General features: G+C 27.8%; 22 protein-coding genes, 1 tRNA gene and 1 riboswitch. Of the genes, 17 read left to right on the top strand and 6 right to left on the bottom strand.

What is annotated here, in order from left to right:
- Positions 1-3 precede the first annotated feature (3 nt).
- From BGI42_RS11460 to BGI42_RS11425, 8 genes are all read left to right on the top strand, one after another.
- Positions 4-2,742, top strand: coding sequence for a phage tail tape measure protein (locus BGI42_RS11460; protein WP_069680434.1), 2,739 nt, complete (start codon positions 4-6; stop codon positions 2,740-2,742).
- A gap of 10 nt (positions 2,743-2,752) precedes the next feature.
- Positions 2,753-3,421 (top strand): phage tail protein, encoded by a 669-nt coding sequence (locus BGI42_RS11455; RefSeq protein ID WP_069680433.1) that lies wholly within the window; start codon positions 2,753-2,755, stop codon positions 3,419-3,421.
- Positions 3,418-5,265: a phage tail spike protein gene (locus BGI42_RS11450; RefSeq protein ID WP_069680432.1), complete on the top strand. Its 1,848-nt coding sequence runs from the start codon at positions 3,418-3,420 to the stop codon at positions 5,263-5,265. Before BGI42_RS11455 ends, BGI42_RS11450 begins: the two co-directional genes overlap by 4 nt.
- Before the next feature lie 18 nt (positions 5,266-5,283).
- The gene (locus tag BGI42_RS11445; protein ID WP_069680431.1) at positions 5,284-8,667 is read left to right on the top strand and encodes a hypothetical protein; all 3,384 of its coding nucleotides are present in this window, start codon (positions 5,284-5,286) and stop codon (positions 8,665-8,667) included.
- A gap of 11 nt (positions 8,668-8,678) precedes the next feature.
- Positions 8,679-9,053: a hypothetical protein gene (locus tag BGI42_RS11440; protein ID WP_069680430.1), complete on the top strand. Its 375-nt coding sequence runs from the start codon at positions 8,679-8,681 to the stop codon at positions 9,051-9,053.
- Positions 9,054-9,085: 32 nt separating this feature from the next.
- The gene (locus BGI42_RS11435) at positions 9,086-9,382 is read left to right on the top strand and encodes a hypothetical protein (RefSeq protein WP_069680429.1); all 297 of its coding nucleotides are present in this window, start codon (positions 9,086-9,088) and stop codon (positions 9,380-9,382) included.
- Positions 9,383-9,480: 98 nt separating this feature from the next.
- Entirely contained in the window at positions 9,481-9,900 is a 420-nt protein-coding gene (locus BGI42_RS11430) for a phage holin family protein (protein WP_069680428.1), read from the top strand.
- Positions 9,901-9,942: 42 nt separating this feature from the next.
- Positions 9,943-10,683: an N-acetylmuramoyl-L-alanine amidase gene (locus tag BGI42_RS11425; protein WP_069680427.1), complete on the top strand. Its 741-nt coding sequence runs from the start codon at positions 9,943-9,945 to the stop codon at positions 10,681-10,683.
- An 83-nt stretch (positions 10,684-10,766) separates the two neighbouring features.
- Here the strand turns inward: BGI42_RS11425 and BGI42_RS11420 are convergent, their stop codons facing one another.
- Positions 10,767-10,973, bottom strand: a complete 207-nt coding sequence (locus BGI42_RS11420; protein ID WP_069680426.1) for a helix-turn-helix domain-containing protein — start codon at positions 10,971-10,973, stop codon at positions 10,767-10,769.
- Positions 10,974-11,191: 218 nt separating this feature from the next.
- On the opposite strand from BGI42_RS11420, the gene BGI42_RS11415 reads away from it, so the two are divergent.
- Positions 11,192-11,470: a helix-turn-helix domain-containing protein gene (locus BGI42_RS11415; RefSeq protein ID WP_069680425.1), complete on the top strand. Its 279-nt coding sequence runs from the start codon at positions 11,192-11,194 to the stop codon at positions 11,468-11,470.
- Positions 11,471-11,567: 97 nt separating this feature from the next.
- Here the strand turns inward: BGI42_RS11415 and BGI42_RS11410 are convergent, their stop codons facing one another.
- From BGI42_RS11410 to BGI42_RS11400, 3 genes are read right to left on the bottom strand one after another with little or no spacing between them, the layout of a single operon-like run.
- Positions 11,568-11,954, bottom strand: coding sequence for a DUF6262 family protein (locus BGI42_RS11410; protein WP_069680424.1), 387 nt, complete (start codon positions 11,952-11,954; stop codon positions 11,568-11,570).
- Complete coding sequence (locus BGI42_RS11405) at positions 11,944-13,881, bottom strand: tyrosine-type recombinase/integrase (RefSeq protein WP_084023876.1); 1,938 nt, start codon at positions 13,879-13,881, stop codon at positions 11,944-11,946. Before BGI42_RS11405 ends, BGI42_RS11410 begins: the two co-directional genes overlap by 11 nt.
- Positions 13,868-15,001 (bottom strand): tyrosine-type recombinase/integrase, encoded by a 1,134-nt coding sequence (locus BGI42_RS11400; protein WP_192875379.1) that lies wholly within the window; start codon positions 14,999-15,001, stop codon positions 13,868-13,870. Before BGI42_RS11400 ends, BGI42_RS11405 begins: the two co-directional genes overlap by 14 nt.
- Before the next feature lie 403 nt (positions 15,002-15,404).
- Here BGI42_RS11400 and BGI42_RS16265 point away from each other — a divergent pair, with 403 nt between their 5' ends.
- From BGI42_RS16265 to BGI42_RS11390, 3 genes are all read left to right on the top strand, one after another.
- Positions 15,405-15,572: a hypothetical protein gene (locus tag BGI42_RS16265; protein WP_192875378.1), complete on the top strand. Its 168-nt coding sequence runs from the start codon at positions 15,405-15,407 to the stop codon at positions 15,570-15,572.
- Between the two features lie 344 nt (positions 15,573-15,916).
- Entirely contained in the window at positions 15,917-16,609 is a 693-nt protein-coding gene (locus BGI42_RS11395) for a hypothetical protein (RefSeq protein ID WP_069680421.1), read from the top strand.
- A gap of 66 nt (positions 16,610-16,675) precedes the next feature.
- Positions 16,676-16,873: a hypothetical protein gene (locus BGI42_RS11390; protein WP_069680420.1), complete on the top strand. Its 198-nt coding sequence runs from the start codon at positions 16,676-16,678 to the stop codon at positions 16,871-16,873.
- A gap of 77 nt (positions 16,874-16,950) precedes the next feature.
- Here BGI42_RS11390 and BGI42_RS11385 read toward each other — a convergent pair.
- Positions 16,951-17,025, bottom strand: a tRNA-Glu gene (locus tag BGI42_RS11385).
- A 208-nt stretch (positions 17,026-17,233) separates the two neighbouring features.
- Between BGI42_RS11385 and BGI42_RS16260 the strand changes: the two genes are divergently transcribed.
- Together BGI42_RS16260 and BGI42_RS11380 are read left to right on the top strand one after the other, a co-directional pair.
- Positions 17,234-17,398 (top strand): hypothetical protein, encoded by a 165-nt coding sequence (locus tag BGI42_RS16260; RefSeq protein ID WP_192875377.1) that lies wholly within the window; start codon positions 17,234-17,236, stop codon positions 17,396-17,398.
- A 267-nt stretch (positions 17,399-17,665) separates the two neighbouring features.
- Entirely contained in the window at positions 17,666-18,979 is a 1,314-nt protein-coding gene (locus BGI42_RS11380; RefSeq protein ID WP_069680419.1) for a sodium-dependent transporter, read from the top strand.
- Positions 18,980-19,108: 129 nt separating this feature from the next.
- Here the strand turns inward: BGI42_RS11380 and BGI42_RS11375 are convergent, their stop codons facing one another.
- On the bottom strand, positions 19,109-19,657 hold the full coding sequence (locus tag BGI42_RS11375; RefSeq protein ID WP_069680418.1) for a DUF4200 domain-containing protein: 549 nt from the start codon (positions 19,655-19,657) through the stop codon (positions 19,109-19,111).
- A 125-nt stretch (positions 19,658-19,782) separates the two neighbouring features.
- A riboswitch (cobalamin riboswitch) is annotated at positions 19,783-20,035 on the top strand.
- A 169-nt stretch (positions 20,036-20,204) separates the two neighbouring features.
- On the opposite strand from BGI42_RS11375, the gene BGI42_RS11370 reads away from it, so the two are divergent.
- The 3 genes from BGI42_RS11370 to BGI42_RS11360 all read left to right on the top strand — a co-directional run bounded on the left by BGI42_RS11370 (position 20,205) and on the right by BGI42_RS11360 (position 23,218).
- Positions 20,205-21,035, top strand: coding sequence for a sirohydrochlorin cobaltochelatase (locus tag BGI42_RS11370; protein WP_069680417.1), 831 nt, complete (start codon positions 20,205-20,207; stop codon positions 21,033-21,035).
- A 165-nt stretch (positions 21,036-21,200) separates the two neighbouring features.
- A complete protein-coding gene (locus BGI42_RS11365; protein WP_069680416.1) occupies positions 21,201-22,517 on the top strand; it encodes a cobyrinic acid a,c-diamide synthase CobB in 1,317 nt (438 codons plus the stop codon).
- A 74-nt stretch (positions 22,518-22,591) separates the two neighbouring features.
- Positions 22,592-23,218, top strand: coding sequence for a precorrin-8X methylmutase (locus tag BGI42_RS11360; protein ID WP_069680415.1), 627 nt, complete (start codon positions 22,592-22,594; stop codon positions 23,216-23,218).
- Positions 23,219-23,510 lie beyond the last annotated feature (292 nt).

Here is a 23,510-nt window from a genome sequence, read left to right as displayed (position 1 = left end):
ACTTTGACGGGAATTGAATTAGCTCCATTACAGACTAAACTTATAGTTAATGCCACAGAATTTAAAAGTGGAATGTATAGTGCGACTCAAGAGGCAATAAAAGAAGCTGATAAAGTAACAACTAAAGTAAATAATAAGCTGAAAAATATAGGAAAAGGATTATCTACAGTAGGAAGTAACTTAACTAAACATGTTACTTTACCTTTAGCTGGAATAGGAGTTGCTACAGGTAAAATGGCTATGGACTTTGAAAGTGACTTTGCTAAAGTATCAACTCTTTTAGATTCTAATGTTGTTGATTTTAATAGTTATAAGAAAGATTTATTACAAGCTAGTGATGATAGTAAAATTGCAATAGATGAATTTAGTGAATCTGTTTATAGTTCCATATCTGCTGGTGTTGACCAAACAAAAGCTATAGAATTTACAACAAATGCAATGAAACTTGCTAAGGGTGGATTTACTAGTGGATCTAAAGCTGTAGATGTAATGACTACAGCAATTAACGGTTACAAATTAAAAACAGAAGATGCCACAAGAGTAAGTGATTTATTAATTACTACTCAAAACCTTGGTAAAACTACAGTTGATGAATTAGCAAGTAGTATGGGTTCTGTTATTCCAGTAGCTTCAGCTGCTAATTATAGCATAGATGAATTATCTGCTTCTTATGCTCTTATGACTAAGAAAGGTATTGCTACGAGTGAAGCAGGAACATATGTTAAATCTATGCTTAGTGAAATAACTAAGAGTGGAAGTATTACTGACAAAGCATTAAGGGAACTTACCCATAAAGGTTTTGCTGACTTAAAAAAAGAAGGCAAAAGTACTACTGAAATATTTAATATGCTAAATGAGTATGCTAAGAAAAATAATATAACTCTTAAAGATATGTTTGGTTCTGTAGAAGCTGGTTCTGCTGCTATGGTTTTAGCTTCAGGAGACGGAAAAGAATATAATGAAATATTAAAAGATATGGGAAGTAGTGCTGGAGCAACTCAAGAAGCATTTAATAAAATAGATGCAACTCCAGCAGAACAATTAAAAGGATCACTTAATAAACTGAAAAATGCCGGTATTAAATTAGGTGAAAGTTTGATTCCGATGGTCAATAAAGGTGCTGATTTAATAGGAAAGCTAGCAGATAAGTTTGGCAGCTTAACAGCAGAGCAACAAGAAAACATATTAAAATGGGGAACAATAGCAATTGCAGCTGGACCAGTATTAAAAATAATAGGTAAAGGTATTTCTACATTTTCTATATTAAAAAATACAGTAAGTGGAGTATCTACAGCTTTAGGATTATTTAAAACTGGTGCAACTGTAGCAAGTGTTGCAACAGAAGGAGTAACAACAGCAGCTGCAACAGCTGGGGGTGCAACAGCACTTGGTGGACTTGCTACAAGCTTAGGAAGTGTAGCAGTAGCATGTGCCCCAGCAGCATTAGCAGTAGGAGCTGTAGCAATAGCAGGATATGAAATTCATAAAGAACTTAGTAAAGATGTTATCCCAACTGTAGACTTATTTGCAGATAAAGTAACTACTGCATCTGGACAGGTAACTATGGGCTATGCAGGCATGGCTTCTAATGCTACTAACAGTACTATTACTATAAGTGAAGCTACTCAAACAGCTGTTCAGGCCTATATGGATATGGATAATCAAACTACTCAAGCATTATACAGTCAAAAGGTTAACCATGCTGTTATAACGTCTGATATAGCAAATGATACTATAAATAAGTTTCAAAACATGGCTGAGACAATTAAAAATAGTCAACAAAAGGGTTATGACGAAATGTATAATAGTACAGCTAATTTCTTTGTTTCAAATAGCGTACTAACAGAAGAAAAAGAAGCAGAAATATTATCAAATATTACTACTAAACATGAAGAAAGACAAAAGGTCGTAGATGATGCTATGGCTAGAATTACAGAAATATATACTAATGCAAAAAATAAGAATCAAGAAATAACACAATCAGAAATGGAAGAGATTAATACAATTCAACAACAAATGAGAGATAATGCTATAACAACATTAAGCTCTACAGAAGAAGAAGCAGCTGTTATAAGAGAAAGAATGAAGGAATATCAAGGAAGATTAAGTGCAGAAATGGCTAGTGAGATGATACAAAAAGCTAATGAAGCAAGAGATGGTGAAATAAAAGCTGCTAATGAAAAGTATGAAGAAATAATAAAACAAGCAGCTAGATTAAAAGAAGCTGGATTAATAACTGAGCAAGAATATAATGATATGGTTACAAAAGCTAAAGAAGCAAAGGATGAAAGCATAAAGTCGGCAACAGAAACTTGTGATGGAGTAAAACAAGAAATAAGTAATGCTACACCAGGAATAGAAGAAGAAGTTGATACTCAAACAGGTAAGATAAAAAATTCTTATGATAAGTTAAAAGAAAAGGTATCCGGATTTTTCACGTGGTTATTTAGCAAAAGTGACGAAACAGAAGAAAAGGTTAAAAACTTAAATATTAATGGCTATAAGCAAAATGGAAGTCACTATAATGGTTTAAATTACGTCCCATTTGATGGCTATAATGCTACTTTACACAAGGGTGAAAGGGTACTAACAGCTAAAGAAAATAAAGAATATATACAAGGAAATAACACATCTAATAATGGGCTTACTCTTAAGATCGAGAATTTTAACAATAATAGAAATACAGATGTTAAGCAATTAGCAGAGGAGTTTGAATTTTATAGAAAGACTTGTACAGTATAGGAGGTATATTATGTTTAAATTTAATAATATATCTAGTGAAGATATGGGATTAGTAGTGCGAGAACTACCGCCTATATCTTCACCAGAGGAAACACTAAATAAATTAGATATTCCAGGTGGAGTTCCGATATTACAAAATTGGGGGCATGGCTTACTAGAAAAACCTTGCACTTGCCATTATGAAGGAAATAATCTAGATAAATTATTACAATGGCTTAGAGGTAGTGGAAAAGTAATTTTTGGTAATCTTAAAGATAGATATTATAAATCTTATATAGGAAATAAGATACCTTTAGAACAAATTTTAAGAAATAAGCTATATAAATTTCCTGTGATTTTTACCTGTAAGCCTTTCGGTTATTTATTAGATGGGGGCATACCAATTACGATAACTAAACAAACTAAATTGAATAATGTTAAATGTACTTATAAGTCCTTACCTACTATAACAATAAAAGGAACTGGATCAGCTACTTTTATTATAAATAATAGAAGTTTTAAAGTTACTAATATCAATGGAGAAATTACTATTAATAGTGAAAAGGAAAGTGTATCAAATGATAGAGGAGAATATATGGAAGGTGAATTCCCTTATTTAGATCCAGGAGAGAACAATATTTCCTGGACTGGTAGTGTTACAGAAGTAATTATAACCCCTTACTGGAGGACTTGGATATGATAAATCTATATGAAAAGAATGAAACTAATTTTAAACATAATGCTTATGTACTTAATGAAACTATTAAATGTGAAATTACGGAAGAAATAAATAATAGTTATGAGATTAACCTGGAATATCCATTACATGATAGCAAGAATTTTAGCAATTTATTTGTTCCTGGTGAAGTTGTAAAAGTTCCATCTTGGGATGATAGAAAGGAACAATTATTTGTTATAAGAAGATTTAAGCCTAGTTTAAATAATAGTATTAGTGTATATGCACAGCATATATTTTTTAGTAAAATGGATGGAAATGTTGTATTAGACACATTTATTGAAGGAAAAACTAGAAAACAAGCTGTACAACAAATACTTAATAATACCATTAATCCACATAAATTTAATATAGGGAATAAAGATAAGAGCACAGATACTAATAATTTAAGAATTGTTAGGTATTCTGTGCTTGACGCTTTAATAGGATCTAAAGATAATACTATAAAAAATAGATATGGTGGTGAGTTAGTACCTGATAACTTTACTGTAGATTTTGTAAATAAAAGAGGTAAATATACTGGAATTAAAGTTACTTATGCCAAAAATATAACTGGTGCAGAAGCAACTTTTGGGGATATAGATTTAATTACAGAAATAATTCCAGTTGGAGCTAATGGTTTGATGATTCCTGAAAAATCTGTTAAAGCAAGTAATTTTGATGTTAATAATCCATATACTCGTGTAATTGAATTTAGTAATATTGGGGTTGTTGAAGCACAAAAAGATAATGATGGAAATATTACTAATGAAGATGAGATATGTACAGAAGAACAAGCTATAAAGAAATTAAGAAAAGCCTGTTTAGATAAATTTAATATAGAACATGTCAATGAAATTAATTTTAATCTTAACCTTAATTTTGTAGAGTTATGTGATTGTATTAATTTTGAAGAAAATGACTATTCTGATATTAATTCTAGGGTAGCAATAGGAGATACTATTAATGTTAATATTAAACCATTTGGCTTAACACAAAAAGGACGTATTTATAGGCTCACAAGAGACGCAATAACTGGTAGATTAATATCTTGTGAAATAGGATATAAACGTGGAAATTTAGCTGATACTTTAAACAAAACTAATAGTAAGATAGACGATACTAATAGTAGATTAGAAAAGGCTAAAGAAGAATTAAGCAAAAAAACTAATAATCTTAAAGTAACTATGGAAAAAAAAGATAATGAAATTGAATTATCGGTTGAAAATGAAGCGAAAAAAAGAAAAAGTGCAATAGAAGTTTTAGACGGTAAAATTGATTTATCTGTTAAAAACGAAAAAAAAGCAAGAGAAACAGCTATTGAAATATTAGATGGGAAAATAGAAAATAGAGTAACAGAAGATGATTTTAGTTCTTACAAAAGACAAACTTCAAAAGAAATTAGTCAAAAAATTAGTTCGGGAGAAGAATTTTCTAGTGAGATGAGACAAAATGTAACTACTTTTCAATTTTTATTTAACAAAGCAAGTGGTCAGAAGACCGAAATAACATCAGATGGAATTGCAATATATGATGGAGGACTTATAGTTAAAGATCGAAGAGGGCATGACCTTATGTGGTTTGATAAAAATGGAAATTGTCATGTAAATTTTGCACATATAAATGATTTAAGTATTGATAAATTAGATGTAGAAAGTTCATTTTATAGTTCATTAGCAAATATGAAGAGTGTTTGGTTTAATGAAGTCGGAATTGGAAGTCGTCTAAATTGTAATTCTGACACATTTTATATTAATAGAGGGTATAACCTAGACGAATATATTGAAAAAAAATGTCATCAAATGCTTAAAAGTCAAGGCTTAATCTAAAAAGAAAGGAATGATTAAATGATACAAGAATTACAGACAGGTATATTAGATATTAATAATAAATATAATATTGATTTTAGCTGTAAACAGCTTGATGATATTATTTTAAGTATAATAGTTTATGATAAGAGTTTGCCTGCTGACTTAAGTAATTATAATTGTAGACTAAAAGCATTTAAAGCAGATCAAGTTCCAGTTATACAAAATACTAATATTAGTATTAAAGGTAATGTTGTAACAATAAAAGCTAGTAAACAATTAACAACAACACAAGGAACTGTAAAAGCAGAATTACAGTTTATCAATAAAACAACAGGAGAAAAGAAAAGTACTTTTTATATCAATATAGAAGTTGTAGCAAGTGTTTTGGGTATAGATAGAATTATTAGTACACCAACTTGCACATTATTAGAAATAATAGATAAAAAATTAGAACAAGTAGAAAACATAGGAGATGTATTAGAAGAATCTAAAAAAACAAGAGATGATCTAGTTATAAAAACTAATACAGCTAATAAAAGTAAAAAGGATCTAGTACAAGTTACTACTGCAGCTAATAACAAGAAAAAAGAAGTAGAAGGAATTATAAAAAATGCTGATGCTACTAAAAATAGTTTAGCTAATACAATAAATAATAAAAAGCAAGAAGTTAATACAGCTATAAAAAATGCAAATTCTATTAAAGATAATTTAGTTAGTACAGGAAATAAAATAAAAAAAGACATAGATAATAGTTCTACAATAGCTACATCGAAGAAAATAAAATTAGATAAAAGCAATGTACAAGCTGAAAAAAATATTGAAACTTTAAACAGTTTCGGTGATGCAAGTCAATTAACTAAGGACGTAACTACTTTGAAAACTAAGGTCTTAGAAAATACACTAACATCTATAACAACAGATTCTACCCTAACTAAATTGCCTAACAGCGAGAATAGTTTTGTTCGCAATATGCAGATATTGGGTAAAACTTTGCAAAATTTAGTAGGAGCAAAAGCCGTTCCTTCAAACTCTATTGTAGAGGGTAGTAAGTGGATTGTTAAAGGTGAAAGTAATACAAAAAAAGATTCTCGATTAATCTTCTCTGAAGGCTTAATTGAAGATAATCATTTGTATACTGTTATCCTTACTGTAGAAAAAAATGACTACCCAAAAGGGGAGCTTGCTTTAAAGTTTAATTTAAATAACTATAACACAGAGGACAGAGGATATTTTAAAATATATGGGGGTGAAACAGGTACTATAATAAAAGTAATTAAAACAGAGCCTATTTCTAATATTGAATACCCTTATATAGAAACTATTAAAAGTACAGCTAACATAATAGTATCAGATGTAATGATATTAGAAGGGGAAGTAAAAGAAATCCCACCATACTTCAAAGGAATACAATCTACAGGAGAAGCCGAAGGTAATAAAATTAGTATTTTAAGTAAATCAAAAAATCTACTAGATACTAATAATGATGTAAAACTAAGGCTTAATCCCAACGGATATTGTTCGTGGGACGGAAATAAATTGGTAGTAGATACTGGAGATAAACCAGCTAGATACTTTGCTTGCTACTTTCAAATTAAATTATATAAGGGTGTAAATTATAAAATAGACTTTAAGCCTAATATTATTTCAGGTATACGAATGTGCGATATTAAAACATTAAATAATGGTTATATTACTAAAGCAAATCCAAAAACTAATTTTACTGTTCCTAATACTGACTATTATAATATTATTTTTTATAGTACAGGTGATACTGAAGCTTTAGGAAAGACAGAATATACAGATATTATCATAGTAGCAAATAGTGACGACACTAATTATGTAGAACCAAAAACTGATAAAACAACAATTTTAGTTGGAAATGAGCCACTTAAAGGATTACCTGATGGAACTGCTGATATTATTGATGTTGAGAAGAATGAGAGAACTGTAAATGTTGGGCAGATGATGTTAGATGAAGCTGGAAATTATGAATTGTGGAGAAATTCTGATACTAAAAAAACATTAGGTGTTATATATTTTAATCCATTAATTAGAAATGTAGATTATTACTCACAAAATCCAGTAATTTGTAATAAGCTTCCGACTGCAAAATCCGTTGTTTCTATAAATAATGAAGAATGGGATTCTCCAGTAATAGCTCAATGGTCAGAGTATAATAAATTTGCACTTAGGATTCCAAAATCTGAATTATCTACATTAGATATAGCGGGGGTTAAAAAATGGATAAAAGATAATAAATTAGAAGTATATTATAGACTAGCTAATCCAATTACTGAAAAATTAGATATAAAAGACACGTTGCAAACATTCACAGATGGATATATGCAACTAGATAATGCAATAACACCAGTTACGCATTTGGAATATAGTACGAACCTTCCTAGTGCTCTTGATGGATTAACTCAAATTACTGATAAGCTAGTAGATGATGTTACTAATGTGGAAATAACTATTAGTGATATGGATGCAGAATTAGACGAAGCTAGAAAAGGTAAAGCTACTCTTAATAAAAGATTAGAGGAAGATACGAAAAATATAACACAATTAAGTAATCCAAGTTTACTTATAAATGATAGTTTTCAAGTTTGGCAAAGAGGAGAAAGGTTTGATTCACCTAATAGAACATTTACTGCTGACAGATGGTATTTTTGTGGTGATGGTAGTGATTATGAAGTTAGTAAAAGTAATGGATTAAAATTGAATGTAACAAAATTTCAAGGAACATATCTTAATATGGAGTATCACTTTGATTTAGATTTATACGAAAAATTAAAGGGAAAACAAGTAACTATAAGTATCAAATTGAAAAATAAAAGTTTGATAAACTATATTGGATTGAGAGCATATCCCGATAACTCTAAAAGAATAGTTAATACGAAAAGCAAGGATTTTTATACATGGACAACAACCGTTCCAGTTTGTTCTTCTAATTGCACTAAATTTACTTTTTATTTACAAAAATTATCAGAAGGTATTTTAGATATAGAATATATAAAACTTGAACTAGGTTCAGTAGCAACACCTTTTGTTCCTAGAAGTTATGGGGAAGAATTGATGTTATGTCAAAGATATTATCAAGTTGCAACTGTTCCTACTCAAATGGTTATGTGTGACGAAAATCAAATAGCTATATGTGTACCATTACAAAATAAAATGAGGGCAAAACCTTCATTAACCGAAAATCCATCTATTTTTTTACATGACGGAAAAGGTAAAGTTTATGATTTTGGTAATAACATTACTAAAATCGCATTAGGTGATAGTGCATTTTTTATGGAAAGTTCATCTACTAAAATTCAGATACCTAATAATCTAATGTGTTCAGTAAATCAATCTAGTGCAAAGAATAATAATTCTTCAGGTATGGCAAACGTTAAACTTGATGCAGAGATATATTAGGAGGTGGTGATATGGAAGAAAGCAAAATAAAAGTTTATGTGAAGATAGATGAAAATAATTGTATTATAGATATTAATTCATCTATATTTATAGATAATATAGATAATTATATACAAATAGATGAAGGGCTTGGAGATAAATACGCTCACGCTCAAGGGAATTATTTAGATAAGCCTTTAATGGACAATCAAGGTAGATGTAATTATAAGCTAGTTAATAATGAGCTTATAGAACTTGTAGAAAATGAAAAAGGAAAATTATTTCCACCTATACCAGTAGAACCTAGTAAAGAAGAAATATTACAAAAACAACTATTAGAAACTCAAAATATGATATTAGAATTACAATATAAATTAACAAATAAGGACTTAGAAAAGTCTTTATAAAATAAATATAAAAAAGAAAGGAAAGATGTAAAATGTTATATAACATAATTAAAAATTTAATTAATCACAATTACTATGAAAGAGAGGATATGACTAATAAATTAAATGTATTTATGCTAGTTAATCAAATAACAGAAAGTCAATATTTAGAATTATTAGCTATGATTAATCCAGTTGAAAAGAAAGAAGACGTCAAGGTTGATAATGTTAAAGAAGAAAAGATAGTAGAAAATGAATCTATTGAAACTAAAACTGAGACTAATGAAGATGTGGTAGAAGATGTAGTAGAAACTAAAATAGAAGAAAACAACGAAGAAATTACACAATAGACAGATAGGATGAAAAATTAAATTAAATATTAAAAGCAATAGATCAGGACCATATAGGTCTTTTTTTATTGCTTCAAAATCAGAAAGAAGGTTAAAATATGGAAAAAGGAAATATTTTTAAAACAATAATTGCAGCAGTAGGAACCTGGTTCACTTGGCTATTTGGAGCGTGGGATTTAGCATTAGAAGTATTAGTATTATTTATGGTACTAGATTATATTACAGGATTGCTTAGAGGGTATGTCAATAAGGAATTAAGTAGTGATATAGGATTAAAGGGTATCGCAAGAAAAGCAGTAATATTTATAGTTCTTATAGTCGCAGTTGCATTAGACAGGCTACTTAATACTGGCAATTGGTTATTTAGAACGCTTGTATGCTATTTTTATATATCCAATGAGGGATTAAGTTTAATAGAAAATTGTGCAGCACTTGGTGCACCAGTTCCTGAAAAATTATTAGATGCACTAGCACAACTTAAAGATGGAGAAAAAAAAGAGATAAAAGAGCAGCTTTAGTGGTTGCTCTATTTTTATACAAAAAAGAAAGGATATGATTTTATGAAAATAGCAATAGATTTAGGTCATGGATGTTCTCCAGACAGGGGAGCAGTTGGAATTATAGCAGAGGAAACAATTATTAATAATGTTGGTAAACTCGTAATAAGTAAATTAAAAGGACTAGGACATACAGTAATAGAAACACGACCAGTTGCAGCAGCTTGTGTTACAGATGCTTTAGAACAAAGAACCAATAAAGCTAATTTTGAAAGTGTGGACTTGTTTGCATCAATTCATGCTAATGCTGGGGGTGGGATAGGCTCAGAGGTGTTTACTTATAGGGGAAAGGAACTAGAACAGGCTAGAGCAGTATTAAATAATCTAGTTAATCTAGGTTTTAAAAATAGAGGAATAAAGAGCAACAATCTATATGTAACAGGACATACTAATGCACCATCTATGCTTATAGAAATATGTTTTATAGATACTCAATCGGACATAGATTTATATAATAGTATTGGTGCAGAAAATATAGCAGATGCAATCGTAAAAGGTTTAGTAGGGCAAACAGTAACTAATACAAAGGGATATATAGTAACAGGTTATTTGCCTAATGGATATAGAGGAAATAATGAATTTGAAGGAATTGACTTAGAATATGTATTAAGTTATTTTGAAGGTGTCAGATGTTATGCTAAAGCTGATTCTAAAGGCGTGTGGATAGAAACGCAAATATTACCTTATTCTAAGTGTTTAGAACTCAAAAACATTTTAGGAAGTTGGTTTTATGCAATAAAATAGTATATAATAAATATTGCTAAATTACACATAAAATTAGAAAACGCTAAAAAGCAGTATGTAGATTAAGTTCTGTGTATTGCTTTTTAGCGTTTTCTATTTTTTATAAAAAACTTAAAGACAAAAAAGGGAGTTACATCCAATTCTTTAGATATCTTTATAATTAAATTTATAGTTGGATTACATTCAGTTGGATGATTTTCTAATTTACTTACATAACTCTTGCTTATTCCTATTCTTTTTGCAAATTCTAATTCTGTTAGATTTTTTTCTACTCTTTTCTTCTTTAGCATATACTCACCTTAAAAATTTCATTGTCGAAAGTTTACTGGTAGTGAACAAATTTTAAGTTATAATAGTTTGCAGGAAGCGCTCATATAGATAAATTTTATTTTATTAAGCTTATTATGTGTAAAAACGAAGAATATATTCGCAAAATTCTTTTATAAAGCACTAAATCAATATCATAATTCTAATTCTTGTAAAATCTAGAATTAGAGGTGATTTAGATATGTTATGTGAGAGATTAAAAGAATTAAGAGAAGAAATAGAATTAAAACAAGAAGAGGTTGCAGCTAAATTAAATATGGGACGAAGCACTTATGCAAATTATGAAACAGGAAGAGCTGAACCAGGAATATCTGTCCTAAAAGATATTGCTAGTTTTTATAATGTAAGTATAGATTTCTTATGTGGATACACAAATATAAGAGAGCAATATATTAAAGATAAAAGAAAATCATCATATGTCAATGATTGTTTAAAGATTTATGAAAAATTTTTAAAATAATTACTTTCTTCGCAATATTTTAGTTATCTATACTAGTTAATAATATTTGTACAATTTTCAATGCTTTATGCTTTGTTTATATATTCATATAGGTAAGTTATATTGAATCATATAACTTACCTCTCAAAATCATAAGTTCTTCTTTCAATCTTCTATTTTCTGTCTCTAAATCTTTAATTTTTTTATTTTTAGATGCTATAATAATATCCTTAGCAGATTCGGTTGTTATTTTAGATGACCGTTTAGAACTTATTGTATTAAATCCCTTTTCTCGTAATGTTTCTATACGATTTCTTACATCTTTGTTGTTGTATAAATATGCTTTAGACACTCCAGACGTTTGAGCTACAGAATTAAAATTGATATTTTTCTGATTTTTTATTAAAGTTCTTATAGCTAAATCAACTTTATTTAAGGTTTTCTCTTTTTTCTCTTTTGCATACTTTTGCAATCCATTTATATTGATATTAGTTTTATTTGACATTCCTTTCATCACCTACAAACTCACGTCTTTGTTTACCTGCTTTATGATATACTTTCCCTTCATTTAAAACATCTAATATTGCTTTTAATTTTTCTAAAACAATCTCATTCTTTTCCACCCAAACTAATCTGCCTAATTGTCTTGCTCTTTCAATTTGATTTAATGTTTCATTTATCTCGATTTCAAACTCATGAATAAATTCGGGACTAGTGCACATATTACTGCATGTTAAACAAGGATTTAGTTGATGATTACATTGAACTTTATTAGGTTTTAAACAATATCCCAACGGGATTCTAACAGCATCTAAATTTTTTCGTATATATTCCCATTCAATTAAATCACTATTTTCTATATTTAAATCAATTTTTTCAATTGCACCATTATCGGTATTTATTCTAAATAAACCCGATTGCATTACTGCTTCCCACGACTTTCTCAATGTAGTATCTAATAATTGAGCATATTTTAATGTCATTTCAGGACTTAAATGTGCCAACCACTTTTGAACATGTAATAAATTCATTCCATTGTTTATAAGTTCAACCGCTTTGGTATGCCTGAATGCGTGATTCTTAAAGTGAAAAACCTTCCCATTATCATCAACTATATTTCTTTCTCTTGCCAATTTATTTAAAGCAAGTTCAAGCGATCTCGCTGACGGCGGTAGCCCAGCACGCACCCCTGATTCTCTGACAAAAATATATTTATTAGGATTTTCTTTCATTTCATAAAGTTTTTCTGCAATCTTTATTTGTTCTTGTAATATGAAAGCTACTTCTTTTGTAATTGGAATTCTATGATTCTCAATTTTAGTCTTACTAATATCCATTACGACGTACCATCCATCATTTATTAATTCAAGACATTTGTTATATCTTATACCTAATACATCACTAATTCTTAATCCGGTTGCACGTAATATAATAACTATAGGAATATATGCACTATCAAGATACTCAATATTTTCTTCTAATTGATGCAATATATTTTGAGGTATATATTTTTCATTGTTTAAATTCCAAATTGGTTTAGAAGGTCTATCTTCTTTAAAAAATAATCTATTTACCAATTTAGATGGAGCTTCCTCATATTCTGCTAATTGAATGTATTCAACGAAATTTTTAGCATCTATTAAAACATTCCACACTTGCATATCGATTCTTTGAGTACCTCTATTCTTAAACCATTCGTGAACCCATTCAATAAAATTTTCAATATCTTTTCTTTGTAATAATTTTAAATCGACCCAATCGTTATGAGATTCAAAAATAAATGTAAAAAATACTCTAATACTATATAATCTTTTTTCACAATATCCAAAACTATCTTTGTGTATATATACTCTCATATATTTTTTTGCTAAATTTTTATATGGTTCAGGAACTTCTGTAAAGTTCAAATGATACTTTGATTGACTTAAAGAAACCTTCTTAGGATTTATCTTCCTAATATCCCACAAATCCTTCTCGTATTCACTTCGGGTATCATATGTTTCTAACCAATATTTCTTAAGTTGCCTAAGTGTGGAGTTAATACTCTTTATATCTGATTTTGAAATTTTTTTATCTATATAATAACTGTTCAACTCAATATCTATTTTTAAATAGTCAATGTCTATACATGTTTTATATTTTTTATATTTAGACATAAATTCAAATAAATTATTATAAACTTTAAACTTATATTCAATTGAACCTGCGGTTACGATTCTATTCCTAATTCTTTTTGACAGAAAAATTTTTATTTCTTTTTTTAAATTTTCATTTTTTAATATAGTAAAATTCAAGCTACCTGATAATTTAATTTTTTTTGGATTATATATTTCTTTTAGCAAGTCTTGTAAATTCCATATATCAGCACTCCAAGGTTCATCTAAATCATATAAATAACTTGAAATTCCATTACTTAAATTATTCAAATTCACTTGTATCACTCCTATTAGATTTAATCTTCATATTCTTCTCAACTTCTTCCCATTCCTTTCTTAAATCATCGTCGCTAAGATGGATGTACATTTGTAACGTTGTTTGAATATGTTTATGTCCGGCTCGAATTCTTAAGAATTCAGCTTCCCATCCTAATCTTTTCAATTCGGTAAGTGAAGAATGTCTTAACATGTGAGGATTAACATCTATTTTAGTTTTCTTTTTTAATCTATTAAAGAGAGATACAACATCTTGATATTCCATAGGTTTATATTTATTTATTCCCGTTAGTTTAATAAACACAAAATTTGTATTTACATTATCATCATGCATTTCAGCAATATAATTCATAAAGTCATTCATCAGTTCACAACTAACATCAATACATCTTGGACTATTAACTGTTTTTATTTCAGAATAATTTTCAAGTTCACCTCTATCTTTTATTTCAATTTTTGTTTCTGAGATATTAAAATCTTCTATCCACAAACTTAAGGCTTCGCCTATTCGGATTGAACTCTCCCATAGTAATCTTAAAAGGAAATAATCTCGTACATTAGTGCAATTATTTAATATGGTTTGAATTTGTTGTTTATCTAATGTCTTTGGCTTTGATTTTGGAACTTTAAGTTTAATTATGTTTGCCATAAAACCTTTATCTTTATTAATGTGATATAAAAAATCTTTATATCCACGCTTTGAATATGACATCTTTTCTTTTAAATTTCCTAATATAGATATTTGAGATTCATCATGTCTTAATAAATAATCATAAAATAATAACACAGTATTAATAATTGTATTAATTGTTCTATTGTTACGTTTACTTTCTTGAATATTAAGATAACTAACGTTATAAACTCCTTCAGGAGTTTGAAGCCATCCTATAAATTTAGCCATTTGATCAATATCTATATTTAAATAATTAACATTAATTTGATTTAAGAATTCAAAGTATAATTTTAAATGATAACAATAAGCTCTTAGTGTATTTCTAGCATTTCCAATATTATCTCTATACTTAAGAAATTTTAATACTGGTTCTACAATTTCTCCATTGTCATCTATTAAAATATATCTTCTTTTAATCTGTTTACTAATAACTGTCTCAACTCTCATAACATCAAGCCTCATTCATTCTTTACTTAACATACTATATATTCTTAATATAGTTATCTAGTATTTATTGATATTATGATGTGTAATAAGTTATCTTTCTATACTATAAATACAGTCATATTTATAGATATAGTTAGTATTTGTATTGTGAAGCTACACAATTTCTTTAAATAGTCATATTATTTAGATTATACATAAGTTTACATAATTTAAATATTTCGTACTTACTGCATATTGCGAACAACTATACTTGATACAGCTGTCAAATGCAGTTATATCAAGGGTTGACAGAAATATTCGAGTTGCTATAATTGAATCATGGAGCGCTTCTAAAATATTAATAACGGATAATTACATGATCTATTTTATAGATTAGTGAGTTAATGTGGAGGGAAAATTAAAAATGAGAAAATTGCATGAAACTAATAATGAATTTTATTTAGATATTTTAGAAGATGAAGAAGAAAGATTAATAAATAGATTATCAGATCATTTAGTTGGAGAAGATAAGTACTTATTTTTTAGATATGTAGCTGTTAGAGATATTATGAGTAAAATAAAAACAGCTTAATTCAATAGACCTAGATTTTATTATCTGGGTCTTTTTTTGTTCACACTTATACATTTTGAGGTGTGAACAATGTTAACGGAATTTATTACTGTGTATACATTTCTGTTCACACCTCAAACTTAGTAACGATAAAGCTTTAAAGCTATATTGTGAACAATGTTAACAAAATATAATTTATATAGTATATTTTATAAATAGGCATATACACATATAATACACATGCCTAATACACGTATATATGTATATAGAGAAAATCTGTTCACATTGTAACAGTATTAATCTATTTGACAAAATTTACATATAATATACAATTATATTATCGGAAACGAGAGGGGTTTAATTATATGAAAAAGAAAATAATAAGTGCTTTACTGTGTAGTTTAGTTGTATTTAGTTTTATGGGATGTGGTTCTAATAATACCTCAAAAACTCAAGCTAAAGAGCCAACTAAGGAAGAATTACAATTACAGAAGGAAAAAGAAAAATATGATTATATATTAAACAGTGATAAATCCTATAAGGAATTAGACAATGAAGAACAAGGCGTCAATTACCTTTATATGAATAAATTAATAAGAGGTGAAACAGACTATGATTCTCAGTATAAAGATAGAGTAGAAACATTAAAGAAACAAAAACAGGAAATAGATGATAAAAGAAATGCAGAGAAGAAAATAGAAATGGATAGTATGTATAGTCACGTAAAAGTAGCTGAGAACAAGGATGCAGCTATCAAAGAAGTAGAATCATTAATACGAAAAAGATTAGATAATTCTAAATTCGCTAATAAATATAAACTTACTGTTTTTGAATCTTTTGTAAGCATTGATTTTGATAATAGTATAAAATTATCTGATATAACTAAAGGTGAATTAACTAGTATAACAAGAAATATATATGACTATTTTACAGATGCTGGGTTAGCAAGAACTGAAACAGAAGTCAAAATGTTATCAGTTTATTTTAAAATAGAAGATAAGAAGTTTACAAGTAATTGGGAATTAGGTAGTTCACCAAAAGATGATTGGAATAAGTAGAACGGATATAAATTTAAATAATATTTTTTGAAATTAAAACAAGGTTGTTTATAAAGGAGAATTAGTATGGGTAATTTAAGACCACCAAAAAGAAAAAAACAGAATATAAAAGTAAGGGTACACTACCCAACTACACCCGAAGGTATTGAGGAGTTAAAAGCAAGTCAAGCAAAAGTAATGCTTACTATATTAGAGGAGAGTTTAGGACCAGAGGGGCTAGATTATGTTATGGAAGAACTTAAGAAGAAAATAAGCTATAAATAATAAATGTTGTTAAAATGTTGTTAAAATAAGAAAAACATCAGTGATTTAATTACCTTAAATACTGATGTTTACTACAATGGTGACCCATACGGGAATCGAACCCATGATTTCACCGTGAGAGGGTGGCGTCTTAACCTCTTGACCAATGGGCCTTATTACAAGTTTGATTATACGCTTTTATTTTTTTTGTGTCAATATTTTCTGTAAATAAATTTATTTTACATATTTTATAAAATTTAAAATGGCTTTATATTGAATATTAAAGTATAAAAATTTAATATTTAACAAAATAATAATAACTAAGTTTATAGCACATACTAAATCTATAATAATTATAAATTTAAGTTAGGAGAGATTTTGATGGCAAAAGATAGTCAACCAGATAATAAGAAAGCAAGAATGGAAAAATGTAATTATCAAACACCAATAACAGAAGAAGGACATAATCATAACCCTAATGCAAAACATAAATCTGTAAAAAGAGAAGGATTTTCTAGTCAACATTATAATCGTTTTGGAAATTAATTTTATTAAAATATAGTAAAAAACAGAGTTGATATAAATAAGTAAAAAATAATATTAACTCTGTTTTTTTACTTTTGACCACAATTTCGTCGAAAAGTGTTTTTGAATTAAGGAATTAAATATGATAAAATGTTAAAAAATATAATATTATAATGAAAAAAATATAAAAAAATCACATAATTTGTTTACATAATGATATTTTTTCCATATAATAGTTGATGTGTATTAATTATAATGTTTAAATTTAACAATTTGAGGAGGAAAACAGTGAGTAAAAGAGAAGGCTTTTCAAGCAAATTAGGTTTTATAATATCTTGCGTTGGAGCTGCAATAGGATTAGGAAATGTATGGATGTTTCCTTATAAGCTAGGAGAAAATGGTGGTGCAGCATTTCTAATCCCATATTTTTTATTTGTAATTCTTTTAGGCGTAGTTGGATTAATGGGGGAATTTTCATTTGGAAGAATGTATAAGCAAGGTTCATTGGGAGGCATAAGACAAGCTCTTAAAGAAAAAAATATAAAAGGAGGAAAAATTATATCTGTAATTCCTACTTTGGGATTAACAGGTATATTTATGTTTTATACTGTTGTTGTAGGATGGGTTTTAAAGTACTTTTTTATAAGTTTAACCGGAGAAATATCATCAATAAATACAGAAGTATATTTTAAAAATTTTGCCAATAGTCCTAATGTTGTTATATGGCATGCTTTAGCAGTAATAATAACATTAATAATAGTGAGTTTTGGTGTAGCAAAGGGTATTGAAAAAATTAATAAAATAATTATTCCATTACTATTTGTAATTTTTATAGTATTAATAATAAAATCGTTAAGTTTACCTAATTCACTTGCTGGGGTAGAATATTTATTAAAACCTGAGTGGGGATATTTATTAAAACCAAATACATGGGTTATGGCTATGGGACAAGCATTCTTTACAGTATCAATAACAGGATGTTGTATGGTTGCTTGTGGAAGTTATGCAGGTGATAAATTCAACATACCTAATTGTGCTTTAAATACAGCTGCATTTGACACATTATCAGCAATACTAGCAGCATTTATGATTATGCCAGCAGTATTTGCATTAGGATTAAATCCAACAGCAGGCCCGGCATTGATGTTTGTTACTATACCAAGTATATTTCAAACAATGCCTTTAAGTAGTTTATTAAGTGCATTATTTTTCTTAAGCATAATATTTGCTTCAATTTCTTCATCCATAGCAATGCTTGAAGGACCAGTAGAAGCAATTTTAAGTGTAACTAAGTGGAGTAGAAAGAAGGCAACAATAATTGTAGCAAGTGTAGCATTTATTTTTGCTATTCCATTAGGTCTTAATGGTGAATTATTTGATAAATTTACCAATTTCATAACCGTCGTATTATCACCAATAGGTGCAGTAATAACAGCATTTATTTTTTATTATATAGTAGATAATAAAAAAGCATTAAATGAAGTAAATAAGGGAGCAAAACATAAATTGGGTATTGGATTTATTAAATTTGGTAAATACATATTTGTTCCTGCAACAATAATTATAATAATTCTTGGTATTTTATATGGAGGAATTGGTTAAATTAAGACATATGAAAATAAACTAGCATATCTACTAGTTATTTATTTGAATATGATTAAGTATAATTATATAAAAGAAAATTAAAGATAAAAAGTTACCTTAAATAGAATAATTCTGTAAGGTAACTTTTTATTTATTATTTTTAAGTTTATTAATTTCTTTTTTTAATTCTTCAATACTATTTTTTAGTTCTTTAATTTCTTTTTCATATATACTTGATGATTTATTATTATTTGAATTCATAGACGAAGGATTAGTATGATCATTAGATTCATTAGTAGTGCTTTCAGTTGTTGATGTTTGGCAGAATGGATTAGAGACATTCTTATACATTGGGTTATAGTATCTTCCAGGTCCACTTTGAAAATATTGTTGTTGAGAATTAAAAGTTAAGATAATCTGACCTAGTAATTCAAACCAATTCCCAATTGCATTTTGCAAATTGAAAGGCAAGTTTCCAGATATAACTATACCAACTATTTGTGCTAATAATGGAAACAGCCCAGGAGCTAAATCTTGAAACCCACCAGGTATATCATTACAATTTAAGTTATCTTTACATTGTTGTGTATCTGATGAAGAATTTTCATTGTTATATTTATAGTTATTATTTGATGAATTACAGTTATTTTGTATGTAATTAAAAAAGTCATTAAAGTCAAAATTATTAAAATCCATTTTATCACTCCTACACAAATACACTTATAATATATTATTCAATTAATAAATTTAGTGAACATTAAAATTATGGATATAATTTTAGGTTGAATAAAAGTAATTAGTACTTTATAATTTATCCATAATAAAATATTTATGTTTTAGGTTCTATAAGTAATTGATTTTACTTGAGATTAATAGGGAAAGTGGTTAAAAGCCACTACAGCCCCCGCTACTGTAAAGGGTGACTAGTTCTTTAAGGAATATGAAAATAAACTAGCATATTGACTAGTTAATTATTTGAATGTGCCTAATATCCACTGGAATTTTATCTGGGAAGGAAAAGAATGTTTAGGATGATCCCTAAGTCAGGAGACCTGCCTAAAATTTATGCTATCTTTCGGAGGGAAGGACAATAGCAAAGTTAAAGAAAATATAGGTTTATTTTCTTAGTTTGTTATGTATTTAAATGAGTCCTTACTAATGCATTTAGTATGGATTTTTTTATTGTATAGAGGAATTTATAGAATGAAGGTAAAAAATAAATTAATAAGGTGGAGTAGATAAGATGAAAAAAGCAATTTTAGTAGTTAGTTTTGGCACAAGCCATATGGATGCATTAGAAAATTCTATTGAAAGAATAGAAAATAAAATTAGGGATGAATTTAAAGAGTATGAAATATTCAGAGCTTTTACAGCACATAAAATAATAAAGAAATTAAAGACTGTTCATAATTTATACATAGATACACCAGAAGAAGCTTTAGAGAAATTATATAAAGATGGTTTTGAGGAAGTTATAATTCAACCTCTACATATAATTCCAGGTGAAGAGTTTGATTATGTAAAGGGAGTAGTAAATACTTTTAAAGATAAATTTTCATCTATTAAACTTGGAAGACCAATATTTTATTATCAAGGAATAGAAGATGCTCCAGAGGATTATTCATTATTTATTAATAGTATAGAAGGATTATTAAAGAAAAATGAATGCACTATATTATTTGGACATGGTACACCTCATTGTTGTAATTCAGTATATGGCTGTCTTCAAAGTGTTCTAGTAGATGAAGGATACGATAATGTTTTTGTTGGAACTGTAGAAGGCTATCCTACTTTTGAAACAGTATTAAAAAGAATAAGAAGAAGAAATATTGAAAATGTTATGTTGGTACCATTAATGGTTGTTGCAGGTGATCATGTTAAAAATGATATGGCATCAGATGAAGAAGATTCATGGAAAAGTATGTTATTAAATGAAGGAATAAATGTTGAAGCATATGTTCATGGTTTAGGTGAGATAGATGAATTTGTACAGCTTTATATTTCAAGGATTTATGATCTTATTGAAAATAGATATTTAAATGTAGGTAATACAAAAAAATTACATTCTGTTTAGTGTAATACTAATATATAAATAAATTCAACAATAAGGCATATGAAAATAAACTAGCATATTAACTAGTTATTGATTTGAATGTGCCTAATAAATAATTATATAAGGCATCATTATTAGTTCGATTAAGTTTTGAAAAGGTGCATATGTAAAAGAAGGGTTAAGTATATGAAATCAATAATTATTTCATCTAATTGTAGTGGTGGAGGTAAAACAACATTTACTTTAGGAATTATGAAAGCATTAAAAGAAAGAGGATTATGTGTACAAGGCTATAAAGTAGGGCCAGATTATATAGATACAGCTTTTCATAAAGAAGCCACAGGAATAGAGTCGAGAAATCTTGATATATTTTTAATGGGTAAGGATGGGGTTAGAAAAAGTTATTTTAATGGTAAAGGTGATGTTGGAATAATTGAAGGAGTAATGGGATTATATGATGGACTAGGAACAACAACTAATTCATCAACTTATGATGTTTCTAACACATTAGAAAACATGCCTATACTTTTAGTTCTTTCTCCAAAAGGACAAAGTTCAACATTATGTGCAGAAATAAATGGTCTTAAAAGTTATAGAAATGCTAATATTGTTGGAGTTGTATTAAATTGTGTAAGTGAAAAATATTATAAACTTTTAAAATATGCTATAGAAGAAAATTGCAATATAAAAGTATTTGGATATATTCCTAAAAATGAAGAATTAAAAATTTCTAGTAGACACTTAGGTCTTGTACAAAGTATGGAAATAGATAATTTACAAGAAAAGTTATTATTATGTAGTAATTTAATAAATCAATATGTTGATATAGATGGAATTTTAGGGAATATGTTAGAAGTTAAGAATCCTATATATAATTATGAAACAAAACTTCATATAAAAAATAATAATCTAAATATTGGAATAGCTTTAGATAAAGCATTTAGCTTTTATTATAAAGATAATATAGAACTTTTAAAATCTATAGGAAATATAATTTATTTTAGTCCTTTAAATGATAAGAAATTGCCAGATGATTTGGATTTTTTATATATAGGAGGAGGATATCCAGAGGTTTTTAAAGAAGAATTAGAAAAAAATATATCTATGAGAAAAAGTATTAAAGATGCTTTGAATTTAGGATTAAAGTGCTATGCTGAATGTGGGGGTCTTATGTATTTAACAGAAGAAATTGATGGATATAGTATGGTAGGTTTTTTAGATGGAAAAAGTGAAGTGACCAAAGGTCTTAAAAGATTTGGATATTGCACAGTAAATATAGATAGAAAATATTTTGGAGAAGACATTAAAATAAATGCCCATGAATTTCATAAATCAGATGTTAATTTAAATGAAAATGAAATATATAATGTTGAAAAAACACAATATGATGGCGAAAAGTTAACTTGGCAGTGTGGATATTTAAAAAATAATACATTAGCAGGTTACGCTCATATTAATTTCTTGGGAAATATTAAATTATTAGAAAGTTTAATAAATAGATAAATTAATGTATATATTAACTTAAATTTAAATAAAATATAGATTAAATTAATTTTGTGATAAGAAAAGGAGAGAATATGGATTATTTGAAGAATCCTATGGGGATAGAGGAAAAGAGTTTTGAAATAATAGGTGAGGAATTAGGACAACATTCTTTTACTGAAGAAGAGCTTTTAATAGTTAAAAGAGTTATACATACAACGGCTGATTTTGAATATAAAGATTTAATTGAGATAAGCGATGATGCTATAAATAAAGGAAAGGAAATTCTATCTAAAGGTGCTACAATATATACAGATACTAATATGGCTTTAAATGGAATAAATAAAATGGCTTTAGCTAAAACAGATAGTAAGGTGATTTGTTATGTAAATGAACCTGATGTGCATAAAGAAGCAAAGGAAAAAGGAATTACTAGAAGTATGGCAGCAGTTGAAAAAGCTTGCAGTGATAATGTAGATATATTTGTGTTTGGAAATGCACCAACTGCATTATTTAAACTTAAGGAGCTTATCAAAGAAAAAAAAGCAAATCCTAAACTTATAATAGCAGTACCAGTAGGCTTTGTTGGAGCAGCAGAAAGTAAAGAAAATTTAGATGAATTAAAAATTCCGTATATAAGAGTAAAGGGAAGAAAAGGTGGAAGTACTGTAGGAGCAGCAATTGTAAATGCACTTTTATATATGATCGTTAGAAGAAAATAATAAAATTAACTTATTTAATTAAAAATGAAGTCAACATATTAGATCATATTTATCATCCATTAGGAATAACTTTTGGAATGACTTTTTTAGAGCTTTTAGGCATATAAAAATAAGTAACAAGTCAAAGATGCAATGGATATTTTTTTGAAATACAATGACTTGGGTTTTTCTAATAGTTGTGCTATTAGTAGGTTACAGGGAAGACGTAGTTCACAAAATAAACTAGTATACTGACTAGTTATTGAGTTGAATGTGCTTTAAGTAAAAAGATAAATGAATAATCACATTTCAA

Source organism: Clostridium taeniosporum (genome assembly GCF_001735765.2).
Taxonomy (GTDB): Bacteria; Bacillota; Clostridia; order Clostridiales; family Clostridiaceae; genus Clostridium; species Clostridium taeniosporum.
This window is presented reverse-complemented; position numbering and strand designations above follow the sequence as displayed.

Bases quoted from the DNA above. Each gene is read 5' to 3' on its own strand.
- BGI42_RS11435 (WP_069680429.1), top strand. From the start codon at position 9,086: ATGTTATATAACATAATTAAAAATTTAATTAATCACAATTACTATGAA.
- BGI42_RS11455 (WP_069680433.1), top strand. From the start codon at position 2,753: ATGTTTAAATTTAATAATATATCTAGTGAAGATATGGGATTAGTAGTG.
- BGI42_RS11410 (WP_069680424.1), bottom strand. From the start codon at position 11,954: ATGTCAAATAAAACTAATATCAATATAAATGGATTGCAAAAGTATGCA.
- BGI42_RS11445 (WP_069680431.1), top strand. From the start codon at position 5,284: ATGATACAAGAATTACAGACAGGTATATTAGATATTAATAATAAATAT.
- BGI42_RS11420 (WP_069680426.1), bottom strand. From the start codon at position 10,973: ATGCTAAAGAAGAAAAGAGTAGAAAAAAATCTAACAGAATTAGAATTT.
- BGI42_RS11450 (WP_069680432.1), top strand. From the start codon at position 3,418: ATGATAAATCTATATGAAAAGAATGAAACTAATTTTAAACATAATGCT.
- BGI42_RS11395 (WP_069680421.1), top strand. From the start codon at position 15,917: ATGAAAAAGAAAATAATAAGTGCTTTACTGTGTAGTTTAGTTGTATTT.
- BGI42_RS11365 (WP_069680416.1), top strand. From the start codon at position 21,201: ATGAAATCAATAATTATTTCATCTAATTGTAGTGGTGGAGGTAAAACA.
- BGI42_RS16260 (WP_192875377.1), top strand. From the start codon at position 17,234: ATGGCAAAAGATAGTCAACCAGATAATAAGAAAGCAAGAATGGAAAAA.
- BGI42_RS11360 (WP_069680415.1), top strand. From the start codon at position 22,592: ATGGATTATTTGAAGAATCCTATGGGGATAGAGGAAAAGAGTTTTGAA.
- BGI42_RS11440 (WP_069680430.1), top strand. From the start codon at position 8,679: ATGGAAGAAAGCAAAATAAAAGTTTATGTGAAGATAGATGAAAATAAT.
- BGI42_RS11375 (WP_069680418.1), bottom strand. From the start codon at position 19,657: ATGGATTTTAATAATTTTGACTTTAATGACTTTTTTAATTACATACAA.
- BGI42_RS11390 (WP_069680420.1), top strand. From the start codon at position 16,676: ATGGGTAATTTAAGACCACCAAAAAGAAAAAAACAGAATATAAAAGTA.
- BGI42_RS11425 (WP_069680427.1), top strand. From the start codon at position 9,943: ATGAAAATAGCAATAGATTTAGGTCATGGATGTTCTCCAGACAGGGGA.
- BGI42_RS11415 (WP_069680425.1), top strand. From the start codon at position 11,192: ATGTTATGTGAGAGATTAAAAGAATTAAGAGAAGAAATAGAATTAAAA.
- BGI42_RS16265 (WP_192875378.1), top strand. From the start codon at position 15,405: ATGAGAAAATTGCATGAAACTAATAATGAATTTTATTTAGATATTTTA.
- BGI42_RS11430 (WP_069680428.1), top strand. From the start codon at position 9,481: ATGGAAAAAGGAAATATTTTTAAAACAATAATTGCAGCAGTAGGAACC.
- BGI42_RS11400 (WP_192875379.1), bottom strand. From the start codon at position 15,001: ATGAGAGTTGAGACAGTTATTAGTAAACAGATTAAAAGAAGATATATT.
- BGI42_RS11370 (WP_069680417.1), top strand. From the start codon at position 20,205: ATGAAAAAAGCAATTTTAGTAGTTAGTTTTGGCACAAGCCATATGGAT.